The sequence below is a fragment of the Streptomyces sp. A0642 genome (assembly GCF_004795105.1).
Taxonomy (GTDB): domain Bacteria; phylum Actinomycetota; class Actinomycetes; order Streptomycetales; family Streptomycetaceae; genus Streptomyces.
Genome location: NZ_SSBL01000021.1, coordinates 45,179 through 58,645, shown reverse-complemented (window position 1 = coordinate 58,645; position 13,467 = coordinate 45,179). Strand labels below are relative to the sequence as shown.

Below are 13,467 nucleotides of genomic sequence, written 5' to 3'. Positions count from 1 at the left end.
GCGGGTTGCGGGTGGTGCGACGATGGTATTTATGGGGGACAGGGCAACTCTGTTGGAGACAGGGCGGTTTGTGCAGCAGCGCGTCCATCCGGCGGAAAAAGTGGCGGATGTGGCATTTGCTGCTGCCGCCGCGCAGTACAACGACCACATCGAGACCGCCGAGACTGCGGGGTGTGCCGCGACCGTCGAGAGTGCAGAGACCGCCGAGACCGCCGACGGCGTGGAGAACGCCGAGAGCGCGGAGACCGCTGCGAGTGCGGACAACGCCGAGAGCGAGGCACGCCACCGCCGTGCCGCCGACGCCGGAGACACGGCGTCGATGAGCATGCTCGGCGCGCTCCTGCTGCGCCGGGGCGACCTGAGCGGCGCCGAGCGCTACCTGCGCGCGGCCACCGCCGACGGCGACCGCGCGGCGGCCAACAACCTGGGCGTCCTCCTGCACCAGCGCGGCTACGCGGACGAGGCGGCCGGCTGGTGGCGGATCGCCGCCGTCGCCGGGTCCGCCGCGGCCGCGCACTCCCTCGGACGCCACTACCGCGAGCGCGGCGACGAGCCCGGGGCCGAGTACTGGCTGCGCCAGTCCGCCGAACAGGGGCATGCGCTGGGCGCGTACGCCCTGGCCGATCTGCTGGAACACCGCAGCGACGTGGGCGCCGAGCGCTGGCTGCGCGCCGCGGCCGAGCAGGGGCACCGCGAGGCGGCGTACCGGCTGGCGCGCCTGCTGGAGCGCAACGCCGCGGACGACGCCCACGACGCGTTCGGCCGTCCCGGCCTGGGGCGGCGCACGGGACCCGAGTCCGAGGCGGCCGCCGGACCGCACGGGGAGGCCCTGCGCAAGGACGACGGCCCGGTCGCGGGCCCCGACGTGGGCCGCATGGGCGAGGCCGAGCAGTGGTACCGGCAGTCCGCCGCCCGCGGTCACCGGCGAGCCGCCCTGCACCTCGGCGCGATCCTCGAGCAGCGCGGCGAGCTCAAGGAGGCCGGCCGCTGGTACCTCATCTCCGCCAAGGCGGGCGAGGCGCGGGCCGCCTGCGCGCTCGGCTTCCTGCTGCGCGACGCGGGCGATCAGGAGAGCGCTGCCGTGTGGTGGCTGCGGGCCGCCCAGGACGGAGACGGAAACGCCGCCAACGCCCTCGGCGCGCTGCACGCCGCCCGGGGCGAGCAGCAGACCGCGGAGCGCTGGTACCGCGCGGCGATGGACGCGGGCGATGTGAACGGCGCGTACAACCTCGGGCTGCTCTGCGCCGCCCAGGACCGCACGCCCCAGGCCGAGCAGTGGTACCGGCGCGCCGCCTACGCGGGACACCGCGAGGCGGCCAACGCGCTGGCGGTGCTCCTGCTCCAGGCGGGCGACGCGACCGGTGCGGAACCCTGGTTCTCCAAGGCGGCCGAGGCCGGCAGCGTCGACGCCGCCTTCAACCTCGGCATCCTGCACGCAGGCCGGGACGAGGACCGTACGGCCCTGCTCTGGTACGAGCGTGCGGCGGCGGCCGGGCACACCGAGGCCGCGCTCCAGGTCGGCATGGCGCTCCTGCACCACGGCGAGGAGCGCGAGGCCGAGCGGCATCTGCGCTGCGCGGCGGGCGGCGGCAGCGCGGAGGCGGCCTTCCGGCTGGCGGGGCTGCTGGATGCCCGGCAGCCGCCGCCCGGACCTCCCGCCCTGGGTGAGCCCATGCCGGACAAGACCGAGTGCGAGGAGTGGTACGAGCGCGCCGCCGAGCAGGGGCACCGCCGCGCCCAGGTCCGCGTCGGCATGCTCGCCGCGGCCCGTGGTGACGTGGAGAGCGCCGGCCGTTGGTACCGGGAGGCCGCCGAGGCGGGCAGCCGCAACGGGGCGTTCAACCTCGGGCTGCTGCTCGCCCGCGAGGGCAGCGAGCGCGAGGCCGCGCTCTGGTGGAGCCGCGCCGCGAACGACGGGCACGGGCGGGCCGCGCTGCGCCTGGCCCTGCTGGCCGCCCGTCGCGGGGAGCTCACCGAGGGGCAGCGGTGGTGCGCGCGGGCCGTCGAGCTGGGCCCGGCGGAGGTCGCGGAGCGGGCGGGGCGGCTGCGCGAGGCGCTGCATCAGGAGCTGACCGCGTAGCGGAGCTACGCCTGCGGGGCCCGGCGGCGACCGCTCCGGGGCCGCCCGGCCCGGCGGTCGGCGGGCCCGTGGGAAGGGATTTGCGCTGGTCCAGGGCGTGACGTACTGTGGGGATCACAACGACGCGGGGTGGAGCAGCTCGGTAGCTCGCTGGGCTCATAACCCAGAGGTCGCAGGTTCAAATCCTGTCCCCGCTACTGAAGACAGAGGGCCGGATCCTTTCAAGGATTCGGCCCTCTGTGCATGCTGTGCCCCCTCTGACGCGTCCTCCTCCTGAGTCGTAGCCCAGCAGAACGCCCCCACCGGAAGGCCGGTGAGGGCGGAGGGCAGAGCCGCCCGAACGGTGCCCGTCGGGCAGTCGCCGAGGCCGCTCAGGCGCTCGCGGAGCAGTTCGGGCAGATGCCGCGGTACGTCATCTCGACGCCGGAGATCATGAAACCGAAGCGCTCGCCCGCCGGCAGGTCGGCCAGCGGGTCGCCCGCCGGGTGCACGTCACGGATGGCGCCGCACTTCGCGCATACCAGGTGGTGGTGGGGGCGGTGTGCGTTCGGGTCGTAGCGCTTGGCCCGGCGGTCGGTGGACACCTCGATGACCTCACCGAGGGTCACCATCTCGCCCAGTGTGTTGTAGACGGTCGCCCGGGAGATCTCTGGCAGCTTCGCCACGGCCCGGGCGTGGACCTCGTCGGCCGTCAGGTGGACGTGGTCTCCGTCGAGGACCTCGGCCACGACGCGCCGCTGCGCAGTCATGCGCCAGCCGCGTCCTCGGAGTCGTTCCAACAGGTCACTCATGGCTCAAGCCTAGCAGCGGCAGGGGACAGGTCCTGAACGAGTGTGGCTTTGGATGGCAGCTTGACTTGGACTTAGTCCATTGTAGGATCAGGTCACGACATAGGCCAGGGACAGGCTGTGCTCGCCGCGGCGCCACGGGCGTGGCGTATACGCAGGAACGACGCAGGAGGCGCACGTGACACAGGGACCGCTCACGACGGAGGCCGGCGCACCGGTTGCCGACAACCAGAACAGCCAGACCGCGGGCGTCGGCGGTCCCGTCCTGGTGCAGGACCAGTCGCTGCTGGAGAAGCTCGCGCACTTCAATCGCGAGCGCATTCCGGAGCGCGTCGTGCACGCCCGCGGCGCCGGCGCCTACGGCACTTTCACGCTGACCCGTGACGTATCGCAGTGGACGCGGGCGAGGTTCCTCTCCGAGGTCGGCAAGCAGACCGAGACCTTCCTGCGTTTCTCCACGGTCGCGGGCAACCTCGGCTCCGCCGACGCGGTGCGTGACCCGCGAGGCTTCGCGCTGAAGTTCTACACCGAGGACGGCAACTACGACCTCGTCGGCAACAACACCCCGGTGTTCTTCATCAGGGACGCCATCAAGTTCCCCGACTTCATCCACACGCAGAAGCGCGACCCGTACACCGGCTCGCAGGAGGCGGACAACGTCTGGGACTTCTGGGGGCTGTCGCCCGAGTCCACCCACCAGGTGACCTGGCTCTTCGGCGACCGGGGAATCCCCGCCACGCTGCGCCACATGGACGGGTTCGGCTCGCACACCTACCAGTGGAACAACGAGGCCGGCGAGGTCTTCTGGGTCAAGTACCACTTCAAGACCGACCAGGGCATCAAGAACCTCACCCAGGCCGAGGCCAACAAGCTCGCCGGTGAGGACCCGGACAGTCACCAGCGCGATCTGCGCGAGTCCATCGAGCGCGGCGACTTCCCGTCCTGGACCGTGCAGGTCCAGATCATGCCGGCGGCCGAGGCGGCCACGTACCGCTTCAATCCGTTCGACCTCACCAAGGTGTGGCCGCACGGGGACTACCCGCCGATCGAGATCGGCAAGCTGGAGCTCAACCGGAACCCGGAGAACGTCTTCGCCGAGACCGAGCAGTCGATCTTCAGTCCCGCGCACTTCGTGCCCGGCATCGGGCCGTCCCCGGACAAGATGCTCCAGGGGCGTCTCTTCGCGTACGGCGACGCGCACCGCTACCGCGTCGGCATCAACGCCGACCACCTGCCCGTCAACCGTCCGCACGCCACCGAGGCGCGCACCAACAGCCGTGACGGCTACTTGTACGACGGCCGCCACAAGGGTGCGAAGAACTACGAGCCGAACAGCTTCGGCGGGCCGGTCCAGACCGGCCGTCCGCTGTGGGAGTCCACCCAGGTCACGGGCGGCACGGGAACCCACGAGACGCCCAGGCACGCAGAGGACGACGACTTCGTGCAGGCGGGGAACCTCTACCGGCTCTACTCCGAGGACGAGAAGAACCGGCTGATCGACAACCTCGCCGGGTTCATCGCGAAGGTCTCGCGTGACGACATCATCGAGCGCGCGATCGGCAACTTCCGCCAGGCGGACGCCGACTTCGGCAAGCGCCTGGACGCCGCGGTCCATGCTCTGCGCGCTTCGTAGAGCCCTCGCGTCCGGAGGCGGCCGGTTCCCGGGTCCGGGGCCGGCCGTTCCGCTGTCCGGAGACCGCCCCGGGTCCGTTTCCGGACCCGGGGCGGTCGGCTGTCCGGCTCCCTCAGACGACCAGCTCCACCGGATGGCGCCTGGCACGCGTCCAGCAGCGGATGATGTCGCGCACCGAGACAATGCCGGCCGGCCCGTCACCGTCCAGCACGATCAGATGCCGGAAGCCGCCGTGCGTCATGGCCTCGGCGGCCTCCTCCAGGGTCCAGGCGGGCGCGGCGAAGACCACATCGGTCGTCGTGTGGGTGGAGGCGGTCTCGACGTCGGGGTCCTGCCCCGATCCGACCGCGTTCAGGATGTCGCGCTCGGTGATGATGCCGAACCCGCAGGTGTCCGGGTCGTGGACGACGGCTGCTCCGATACGGCGCGCCGACATCAGCCGGGCCGCCTGTCGGAGGGTGTGGTTCGGGCCGATGGTGAGGACCACCGTGCTCATGGCGTCACGGACGAGCATGAAGGGAGCCACCTCCTCGGTGAAGCGACCGCGTGAGCCGATTCACAAGTTCACAAGTGGGGGAACTCTCAGAGTCGCACCGATGCGGGATGGCAACAAGGGGGAGCGAAGATCGTTCGAGGGGCGTGCGGTGGTGCGGCACGCCCCTCGTGGGTTCCCTGTGCATGCTCAGGCCCCGTGGGGCCCGGCGCGGCTCGGTCAGTAGCGCTGATTCAGGTAGCCCAGCAGTTCGTGGTGGAGGATCCCGTTCGAGGCCGCCGCGTTTCCGCCCCCCGGTCCGCTGACCCCGTCCAGGCTGGTGAACCGGCCCCCCGCCTCCTGGACGATGATCGCGTTCGCCGCCATGTCCCAGAGCGAGAGCTCCGGCTCGGCGCAGATGTCGACCGCGCCCTCGGCGACCATCATGTACGGCCAGAAGTCCCCGTACCCCCGGGTGCGCCAGCAGGCCCGCGTCAGGTCCATGAGGCCGTCCAGCCGGCCCTGCTCCTCCCAGCCGGTCAGCGAGGAGTACGCGAACGAGGCGTCGGCGATGCGCTCCACCTTCGAGACGTTCAGCCGGGTCGCCGACGTGAGGCTGCGGCCCGAGAACGCGCCCGCTCCCTTCGCCGCCCACCAGCGCCGCTGCAGCGCCGGGGCGGACACCACACCGACCACCGGCTGGAAGCCGTCCTCGCCCGCCTCCATGAGCGAGATCAGCGTCGCCCAGACCGGCACGCCGCGGACGTAGTTCTTCGTGCCGTCGATCGGGTCGATCACCCAGCGGCGCGGGCCCGTGCCCTCGACCCCGTACTCCTCGCCGAGGATCGCGTCGCGCGGCCGCGCCCGATGGAGGTGGCCGCGGATCAGCTCCTCGGCGGCCTTGTCGGCCTCGCTCACCGGCGTCATGTCCGGCTTCGTCTCGACCTTGAGGTCCAGAGCCTTGAACCGGTCCATCGTCGTCGCGTCGGCGGCGTCCGCCAGCACGTGGGCGAGGCGCAGATCATCGTGGTAATCGGGCATGCCGTCACAGTATCCACCGCGGGTGGACGGAGCCACAGGGCCCCGGAGGCGCGGGAAGCCTTGACAGTGCGGGGGAGCGCCTCAACTCTGAAACGCAGAGCCCTGGGTGCGGGAGGCGACGATGCCGACAGCGCGGGAAGCACTGCTGGAAGCGGCCCACGCGGCGCTGGCCGTCCGGCCCTGGCCCGTCGTGCGGATGGTCGACGTGGCGGCGGCCGCCGACGTGTCCCGCCAGACGCTCTACAACGAGTTCGGCAGCAAGGACGGGCTGGCCCGGGCCCTGCTCCGGCACGCCGCCGACAGTTATCTGGCCGGTGTCGAAGGGGCGTTGGGATCCGCCGGCGCTACCGGCGACAGGCTGGCCGCCACCGCCGCCTGGACGGTCCGCGCCACCCGGGCGAACGCCCTGGTCAGGGCCTTGCTCACAGGATGCTGGAGCGAGCGGTTACCCCACCCCGCCACGCTCGGCCCGGTACGCCGTCCCGCCTCAGCCGTGCCGGCCCAGCGCCGGGCCGACGCCGGAGCGCCGACCCCCGCCGACCTCCTCCGCCAGGTCGGGGACCGCGCGGTGGCGGCACTGGACGAGGGGCGTCCGCCGCACGAGCGGGAGGCCCTGGCCTCGACCTGCGAGCTCGTGCTGCGGCTCGCCCTGTCCTACGCGCTGGTCCCCCCGCCCGCGGGCGGGCCTGAGGACGGAGTGCCGCTGGTGCGGGACGTGGTGGAGCGGGCCGCGGGTGCGGCTCCGTGAGCCGGCCCGCCCTGGTGCGGTCCGTGCCGGCCGGGTGCAACGCGTCAGGGTGACCGGACCGCCAGGCTTCTTCCCCGTAGGGCGGAAGGGGGTCGGCATCGGCCGGCTGCGGCGGTGTGAGTCCAGGAGGCGTCGGGAAGCCGGTCCCGGTCAGTGCGACGAGCCGGAGAGCTGGAGCCCGATCACGCCGAGGATCACCAGCGAGATCGAGACCAGTTTGAGCGTGGAGACCACGTCGTCCAGGAAGACCATGCCGTAGATCGCGGTGCCCGCCGCGCCGATGCCGGTCCACACCGCGTAGGCGGGGCCGACGTCGAGCTTCTTCAGCGACAGGGTCAGCAGTCCGAAACTGCCGAGGGCGAAGATGCAGAAGGCGATGGTCGGCCAGAGCCGGGTGAAGCCGTGCGAGAGCTTGAGGCAGACCGCGAATCCGGTCTCCAGAAGTCCCGCGACCACGACCAGCAGCCACGCCATCGTCCGTGCCCCTCCCGCGTAGGTGACCGCCTCGTACCGCTGGGTGCGATTATGCACTTACCAGCGACGGGTGATCGCAAACGTGGCGGGCCGGACCGCCACGCGTCGGCCCCAGGGAGCCGGGTGCCCCACGCCGGCCGGGCGCCGGGCCCCGACGACCGGGCACCCGGCGGTCAGTCGCCCTCGCGCCGTTCCCGGGTCGACAGCAGCCGCCGCAGCGAATCCAGCCGTGCCGGATCGGCGTGCCCCGCCTCCACCCAGGCGTCCAGCGCGCATTCCGGTTGCTGGCTGTCGTGGGTGCAGCCGCGCGGACACTCCTCGGTGCCGGGCTGGAGGTCGGGGAAGGCGTTGATGACCCGGGACGGGTCGATGTGGTTCAGGCCGAAGGACCGCACACCGGGGGTGTCGATCACCCAGCCCCGGTAGTCCGGCAGCGGCAGCGCCAGCGCCGAGGTGGTCGTGTGCCGGCCGCGGCCGGTGACCGCGTTGACGACCCCGGTGGTGCGCCGCCTGTCCTTGGGGACGAGGGCGTTGACCAGGGTGGTCTTGCCGACACCGGAGTGGCCGACGAAGGCGGTGACCCGGTCGTGCAGCTGCTCGCGGACCCGCTCCGCCGCGTCGCCGTTCTCCAGCTCCTCGCGGTTGGTGACGATGAACGGCACGCCCAGCGGGGTGTACGCCTCCAGCAGCTTGTCCGGGGAGGCCAGGTCGGACTTGGTCAGCACGAGGAGGGGGGAGAGCCCGCCGTCGTACGCGGCGACCAGACAGCGGTCGATCATGCGCGGGCGGGGTTCCGGATCGGCCAGCGCGGTGACGATCGCCAGCTGGTCGGCGTTGGCCACCACCACCCGCTCGAACGGATCGTCGTCGTCCGCCGTCCGGCGCAGCACCGAGCGGCGCTCACCGATCCGGACGATCCGCGCGAGGGTGTCCTTCTCGCCGGACAGATCGCCGACGATGGAGACGGTGTCACCCACCACCGCGGCCTTGCGGCCCAGCTCGCGGGCCTTCATCGCGGTGACCGTGCGGCCGGCGACGAGGCAGGTGAGGCGGCCGCGGTCCACGGTGAGGACCATGCCCTCCTCGGCGTCCTCGTGCTTGGGACGGGTATGCGTACGAGGCCGGTTGCCCTTGGGGTTGGGGCGGACCCGGATGTCGTCCTCGTCGGGGTTCTTGCCGTAGCGGCGCATGTCTCAGGCCCCGAGCATTCCGGTCCACATCTGCGGGAAGTCGGGCAGTGTCTTGGCGGTCGTCGCCACGTTCTCGATCTCCACTCCGGGGACGGCAAGGCCGATGATCGACCCCGCGGTGGCCATCCGGTGGTCGTCGTACGTATGGAAGGTACCGCCGTGCAGCGGCTTCGGCCGGATGTGGAGGCCGTCGGCGGTCTCGGTGACGTCGCCCCCCAGCTCGTTGATCTCCTTGGTGAGCGCGGCCAGCCGGTCCGTCTCGTGCAGCCGCAGATGGGCGACGCCGCTCAGGGTCGAGGGGGAGTCGGCCAGGGCCGCGACGGCCGCGATGCCCGGGGTCAGCTCGCCGACCTCGCCGAGGTCGACGTCGATGCCGTGGATCCGGCCCGAGCCGGTGAAGGTCAGTCCCTGCTCGGTCAGCTCGCAGCTGCCGCCCATCGCGGTGAAGATCTCGCGCAGCGCGTCACCGGGCTGCGTGGTGTGCAGCGGCCAGTCCGGAATGGTGACGCGTCCGCCGGTGACCAGCGCCGCGGCCAGGAACGGCTGGGCGTTGGACAGGTCGGGCTCCACGGTCAGGTCGCGGCCCAGCAGCGCCGAGGGGGAGACGCGCCAGACGTTCGGCTCGCCCCCCGTCTCCGGCTCGTCCACCTGGGCGCCGACGGCCCGCAACATGTCGACGGTCATCCGGATGTGCGGCATCGAGGGGAGCCGGGCGCCGGTGTGACGCACCTCCACCCCCTGGTTGAAACGCGGCGCCGACAGCAGCAGCGCCGAGACGAACTGGGAGGACGAGGAGGCGTCGATGGCCACCGGACCGCCGTCCAGCGCCCCGCCGCCGTGCACGGTCATCGGGAGGGAGCCGCGGCCGTCGTCGTCGATCCGGGCGCCCAGGACGCGCAGGGCGTCGATCACCCCGGTCAGCGGGCGCTCGTAGGAGCGGGGGTCGCCGTCGAAGTGGACCGCGCCGCTCGCCAGGGTCGCCACCGGCGGCAGGAAGCGCATGACCGTGCCGGCGTTGCCCACGTCGATGGTCACGGGCCCGTGCAGACCGGCCGGGATGATCCGCCAGGCCTCGCCCGACCCGTCCGGGCCGCCGGCGACGGCCGAGCTGGAGGACACGGTCTCCTCGATGCCGACACCCATCGCGCGCAGCGCGTCGGCCATCAGCAGAGTGTCGCGGGAGCGCAGCGGCCGGCGCAGCCAGCCGGGTTCCGACGACAGCGCGGCGAGCACCAGCGCACGGTTGGTGACCGACTTCGATCCGGGCACGGTGACGGTCGCGTCGACGGCTCCCCTCGCGGTGGGGGCGGGCCAGAGGGCGGGCTGCACGGAACTTTCGGTCATGGGGCTCACTTTAGTGGCTCTGCACGCGTCTGGATTTTGACCAAACGGCATGAAACCGGGATGTAACGCTAGAGGGGGAAGGCGGCCGGGTCACAGCCCCAGCAGCCAGCGGCCGCCGCCGATGAGCGAGCAGAGCGACACCGCGTGGAACAGGAACAGCCACAGCGCGGCCGGCACGTCCGTCAGCCGGGACAACTGGTCCGCGTCCGAGTCGGGCGCCCCGCCGTGCCGTCGCTTGGACTGCAGCTCGAACACCGGCCGCACACCGCCCAGCAGCAGGAACCAGACCGCGCTGTAGGCGAACAGCGACTGCCAGGCGGGCGAGGCCAGCCACGACACCAGCAGGAAGAGTGAACCGGTGAGGATGACCGTGAGCGCCCCGTACACATTGCGGATCATCACCAGCATCACCGCGAGCAGTGCCGTCGCCACCCACAGCAGCAGCGTGATCCGGCCGTTCACCAGCAGCCAGGCGCCGCCCAGACCCAGCAGCGAGGGTGCGGTGTAGCCCGCCGCCGCCGTCAGGACCATGCCGATCCCGGTCGGCTTGCCCCGGCTCACCGTCAGCCCGCTGGTGTCCGAGTGCAGCCGGATGCCCGAGAGCCGGCGCCCGGTGAGCAGGGCGACCAGCCCGTGCCCGCCCTCGTGGGCGATGGTGATCGTGTTGCGCGCAAGCCGCCATAGGAAGTTCGGCACGACGGCGATGAGCGCGGCCGTGGCCGTCACCACGACCAGCCACTGCTCGGGGGCGGGCTGGGTGCCGAAGACGCGGTCCCACAGAGTGCCGAGGTCGGTGCTGTCCATGGTGTGGGCGGCTCCTTGCGGTAGGGGCGTCCGGCCGGCTTGACGGTCGTGGCAGTCTGGCATCTATGTGCGGACGGTATGCAGCGAGTCGGCGGCCCGAGGACCTGACCGGACTCTTCCAGGTGGAGAAGTGGGAACCGGCCGAGACGCTGGAACCCGATTACAACGTGGCGCCGACCAAGGAGGTCTACGCCGTACTGGAACGTCCTGTGAAGGACGCCGGCGACCAGCGTCCGGTTCGCCAGCTGCGCGCCCTGAAGTGGGGGCTCGTCCCCTCGTGGGCCAAGTCGCCCGAGGGCGGGGCCCGGATGATCAACGCCCGCGCCGAGACGGTCCACGAGAAGCCGTCCTTCCGCCGCCCCTTCGTCTCCCGGCGCTGCATCCTTCCGGCCGACGGCTATTACGAGTGGGTGACCGGGGCCGAGGAGCGCCGGCTGGAGGAGAAGGGGCGCACGAAGAGGCCCCGCAAGCAGCCGTACTTCGTGACGCCCGCCGACGGATCGGTCTTCGCCATGGCCGGTCTGTACGAGTTCTGGCGCGACCGGACCCTGCCGGACGACCACCCCCAGGCGTGGTGGGCGACCTGTTCGGTGATCACGACCGAGGCGGAGACGAGCCCGCTCGCCGTCGCCCCCGCCGAGGGCCCCGGCGCGCTCGCCGACATCCATCCCCGGATGCCGCTGATGCTGACCCCGGACCGCTGGGACGACTGGCTGGACCCCTCCCGCACCGACGTCGAGGAGCTGCGCGGGCTGCTCGCGCCCCCGCCCGGCGGGCTGATGCGCGCCTACCCCGTGGCCACCGCCGTCAGCAACGTGCGCAACAACGGCCCCGAGCTGCTCGACGAGCTGGCCGCCCCCGAGGTCGGCACCCTCTTCTGAGCCACGCGCCGCACCCCGGACGGTCCGCCGCGGATTGGTTGGATGGGGCCGTGAAACCCAACGAGAACGCACCGCACACCGAGACGGTCGACACCGGCACCGGAACCGCCCGGATCACCTGGTTCCCGGCGCGGGAACCGCGCCTCCTGCTCGCGCTCGGACACGGCGCCGGCGGCGGCATCGAGGCCAGGGACCTGCGCGCCCTGGCCGGCGCCCTGCCCGCCGGCGGCGTCGGCGTCGCCCTGGTCGAGCAGCCCTGGCGGGTCGCCGGGAAGAAGCTCGCTCCCGCCCCCAGGACCCTGGACACGGGCTGGCGCGGCCTGTGGCCGGCGCTGGCGGCCCCCGGGCTCCCCGTCGTCGCCGGCGGGCGCAGTGCGGGGGCCCGGGTCGCCTGCCGCACGGCGGCCGGGCTCGGGGCCCGCGCGGTCCTCGCGCTCAGCTTCCCGCTGCACCCGCCGGGCCGCCCGGAGAAGTCCCGCGCCGACGAGCTCCTGGGCTCCGGCCTCCCCACGCTCGTCGTCCAGGGCGGGAACGACCCGTTCGGCAGGCCCGCCGAATTCCCTCCCGGGGAGTACCGCATCGCCGAGGTGCCGCACGGGGACCACGGCTTCGCCGTCCCCAAGCGGTCCGGGCTGACCGAGGCTCAGGCCATGGAGATCCTCACCACATCCGTGACCGCCTGGCTGGCCGGAATCACGTGACGCGCACCCCGGGAATGCGGGACGGAGGGCCGCTGTTGTTCGGGACGTCGGTACACCAACGTCGTATGTGGAGAGGGAGTCCGTCGCATGGGTTCGACCATCTGCCCGCGTCGCTCGAACGCCGCTGACCTGGAGTGGACGGTGCTGCATGCGGCCAAGACCACTCCCGAGCGGGCACTGAGCGGATCGGATCGACTGCCCGCGTCGGACCAAGGTCGACTATTCTCCGATTCGAGCGGGTCCGGTTTCGGCTCCGCCACAGCGTTGGAGGAGGTGGGTCCGGTCACTGGGACCGACACAGGGACCGACGACGGCCGCCCGCAGGAGACGACGGCCGAGCGCAACGCGCGTTTCGAGCGCGACGCCCTCGGTTTCCTCGACCAGATGTACTCGGCCGCGCTGCGCATGACGCGCAACCCCGCGGACGCCGAGGACCTGGTCCAGGAGACGTACGCCAAGGCGTACGGCTCCTTCCATCAGTTCCGTGAGGGCACCAACCTCAAGGCGTGGATGTACCGCATCCTCACCAACACCTTCATCAACTCGTACCGCAAGAAGCAGCGCGAACCCCAGCGCAGTGCGGCCGAGGAGATCGAGGACTGGCAGCTGGCCCGCGCCGAGTCGCACATGTCCACCGGTCTGCGCTCCGCCGAGTCACAGGCCCTCGACCACCTGCCCGACTCCGATGTGAAGTCTGCGCTGCAGGCGATCCCCGAAGAGTTCCGCATCGCGGTGTACCTCGCGGATGTAGAGGGCTTTGCCTACAAGGAGATCGCGGACATCATGGGGACTCCCATCGGTACGGTGATGTCCCGACTGCACCGGGGCCGCCGTCAACTGCGCGGCATGCTGGAGGACTACGCCCGTGACCGCGGGCTCGTCCCGGCCGGCGCCGGTGAGTCGGACGATCGGAAAGGCTCGGGCTCATGAGCTGCGGAGAGCCGCACGAGACGGAGTGCGCCGAGGTACTCGATCACCTCTACGAGTTCCTCGACCGGGAGATGCCCGACAGTGACTGCACCAAGTTCGAGGTGCACTTCGGCGAGTGCTCCCCCTGCCTGGAGAAGTACGGCCTGGAGCAGGCCGTGAAGAAGCTGGTCAAGCGCTGCTGCGGTCAGGACGACGTCCCGGCCGACCTGCGCTCGAAGGTGATGGGCCGGATCGACCTGATCCGGTCGGGGCAGGCGGTGCCGGAACAGGACGTCACGGTCTCCGACACCGAACAGCGGGCCACCGCCGCGGAGTGACGCATCACCCGAACGTGCTAATCGCAGTCGTCGGCACTCAGCCGGGACGCCCAACTCGCTAGCC

Annotated in this window: 14 protein-coding genes and 1 tRNA gene; 8 read left to right on the top strand and 7 right to left on the bottom strand. The window is 71.8% G+C overall.

All coding sequences use genetic code 11. The features are described from left to right. Positions 1-22: 22 nt before the first annotated feature. Together E6R60_RS27945 and E6R60_RS27940 are read left to right on the top strand one after the other, a co-directional pair. Entirely contained in the window at positions 23-2,080 is a 2,058-nt protein-coding gene (locus E6R60_RS27945; protein ID WP_206309536.1) for a tetratricopeptide repeat protein, read from the top strand. Between the two features lie 123 nt (positions 2,081-2,203). Beyond that, positions 2,204-2,277, top strand: a tRNA-Met gene (locus E6R60_RS27940). 174 nt (positions 2,278-2,451) lie between these two features. Here E6R60_RS27940 and E6R60_RS27935 read toward each other — a convergent pair. Next, entirely contained in the window at positions 2,452-2,871 is a 420-nt protein-coding gene (locus E6R60_RS27935; RefSeq protein WP_136329454.1) for a Fur family transcriptional regulator, read from the bottom strand. Positions 2,872-3,046: 175 nt separating this feature from the next. Between E6R60_RS27935 and E6R60_RS27930 the strand changes: the two genes are divergently transcribed. Beyond that, complete coding sequence (locus E6R60_RS27930; protein WP_136329453.1) at positions 3,047-4,501, top strand: catalase; 1,455 nt, start codon at positions 3,047-3,049, stop codon at positions 4,499-4,501. A 112-nt stretch (positions 4,502-4,613) separates the two neighbouring features. Here E6R60_RS27930 and E6R60_RS27925 read toward each other — a convergent pair whose 3' ends face one another. Beyond that, a complete protein-coding gene (locus tag E6R60_RS27925; RefSeq protein WP_136329452.1) occupies positions 4,614-5,015 on the bottom strand; it encodes a CBS domain-containing protein in 402 nt (133 codons plus the stop codon). Between the two features lie 198 nt (positions 5,016-5,213). After that, the gene (gene hisN, locus E6R60_RS27920; RefSeq protein WP_136329451.1) at positions 5,214-6,014 is read right to left on the bottom strand and encodes a histidinol-phosphatase; all 801 of its coding nucleotides are present in this window, start codon (positions 6,012-6,014) and stop codon (positions 5,214-5,216) included. Between the two features lie 121 nt (positions 6,015-6,135). Here hisN and E6R60_RS27915 point away from each other — a divergent pair, with 121 nt between their 5' ends. Continuing rightward, positions 6,136-6,762, top strand: coding sequence for a TetR/AcrR family transcriptional regulator (locus E6R60_RS27915; protein ID WP_136329450.1), 627 nt, complete (start codon positions 6,136-6,138; stop codon positions 6,760-6,762). A 150-nt stretch (positions 6,763-6,912) separates the two neighbouring features. Here E6R60_RS27915 and E6R60_RS27910 read toward each other — a convergent pair whose 3' ends face one another. The 4 genes from E6R60_RS27910 to E6R60_RS27895 form a co-directional block, all read right to left on the bottom strand. Further along, positions 6,913-7,236: a multidrug efflux SMR transporter gene (locus E6R60_RS27910; protein ID WP_030915586.1), complete on the bottom strand. Its 324-nt coding sequence runs from the start codon at positions 7,234-7,236 to the stop codon at positions 6,913-6,915. A gap of 173 nt (positions 7,237-7,409) precedes the next feature. Continuing rightward, a complete protein-coding gene (rsgA, locus tag E6R60_RS27905) occupies positions 7,410-8,426 on the bottom strand; it encodes a ribosome small subunit-dependent GTPase A (protein ID WP_136329449.1) in 1,017 nt (338 codons plus the stop codon). Between the two features lie 3 nt (positions 8,427-8,429). Continuing rightward, positions 8,430-9,770, bottom strand: a complete 1,341-nt coding sequence (aroA, locus tag E6R60_RS27900; protein ID WP_136329448.1) for a 3-phosphoshikimate 1-carboxyvinyltransferase — start codon at positions 9,768-9,770, stop codon at positions 8,430-8,432. A gap of 90 nt (positions 9,771-9,860) precedes the next feature. Then, positions 9,861-10,574 carry a M50 family metallopeptidase gene (locus E6R60_RS27895; RefSeq protein WP_136329447.1) on the bottom strand — a complete coding sequence of 238 codons (714 nt, stop codon included), beginning with the start codon at positions 10,572-10,574 and terminating at the stop codon, positions 9,861-9,863. Positions 10,575-10,639: 65 nt separating this feature from the next. Between E6R60_RS27895 and E6R60_RS27890 the strand changes: the two genes are divergently transcribed. The 4 genes from E6R60_RS27890 to rsrA all read left to right on the top strand — a co-directional run bounded on the left by E6R60_RS27890 (position 10,640) and on the right by rsrA (position 13,403). Beyond that, positions 10,640-11,455 carry an SOS response-associated peptidase gene (locus tag E6R60_RS27890; RefSeq protein ID WP_136329446.1) on the top strand — a complete coding sequence of 272 codons (816 nt, stop codon included), beginning with the start codon at positions 10,640-10,642 and terminating at the stop codon, positions 11,453-11,455. A gap of 50 nt (positions 11,456-11,505) precedes the next feature. Then, positions 11,506-12,156, top strand: a complete 651-nt coding sequence (locus E6R60_RS27885) for an alpha/beta family hydrolase (RefSeq protein ID WP_136329445.1) — start codon at positions 11,506-11,508, stop codon at positions 12,154-12,156. Positions 12,157-12,429: 273 nt separating this feature from the next. Further along, the gene (locus tag E6R60_RS27880; protein ID WP_018105559.1) at positions 12,430-13,086 is read left to right on the top strand and encodes a sigma-70 family RNA polymerase sigma factor; all 657 of its coding nucleotides are present in this window, start codon (positions 12,430-12,432) and stop codon (positions 13,084-13,086) included. Then, positions 13,083-13,403, top strand: a complete 321-nt coding sequence (rsrA, locus tag E6R60_RS27875) for a mycothiol system anti-sigma-R factor (protein ID WP_136329443.1) — start codon at positions 13,083-13,085, stop codon at positions 13,401-13,403. Before E6R60_RS27880 ends, rsrA begins: the two co-directional genes overlap by 4 nt. Positions 13,404-13,467: the final 64 nt, after the last annotated feature.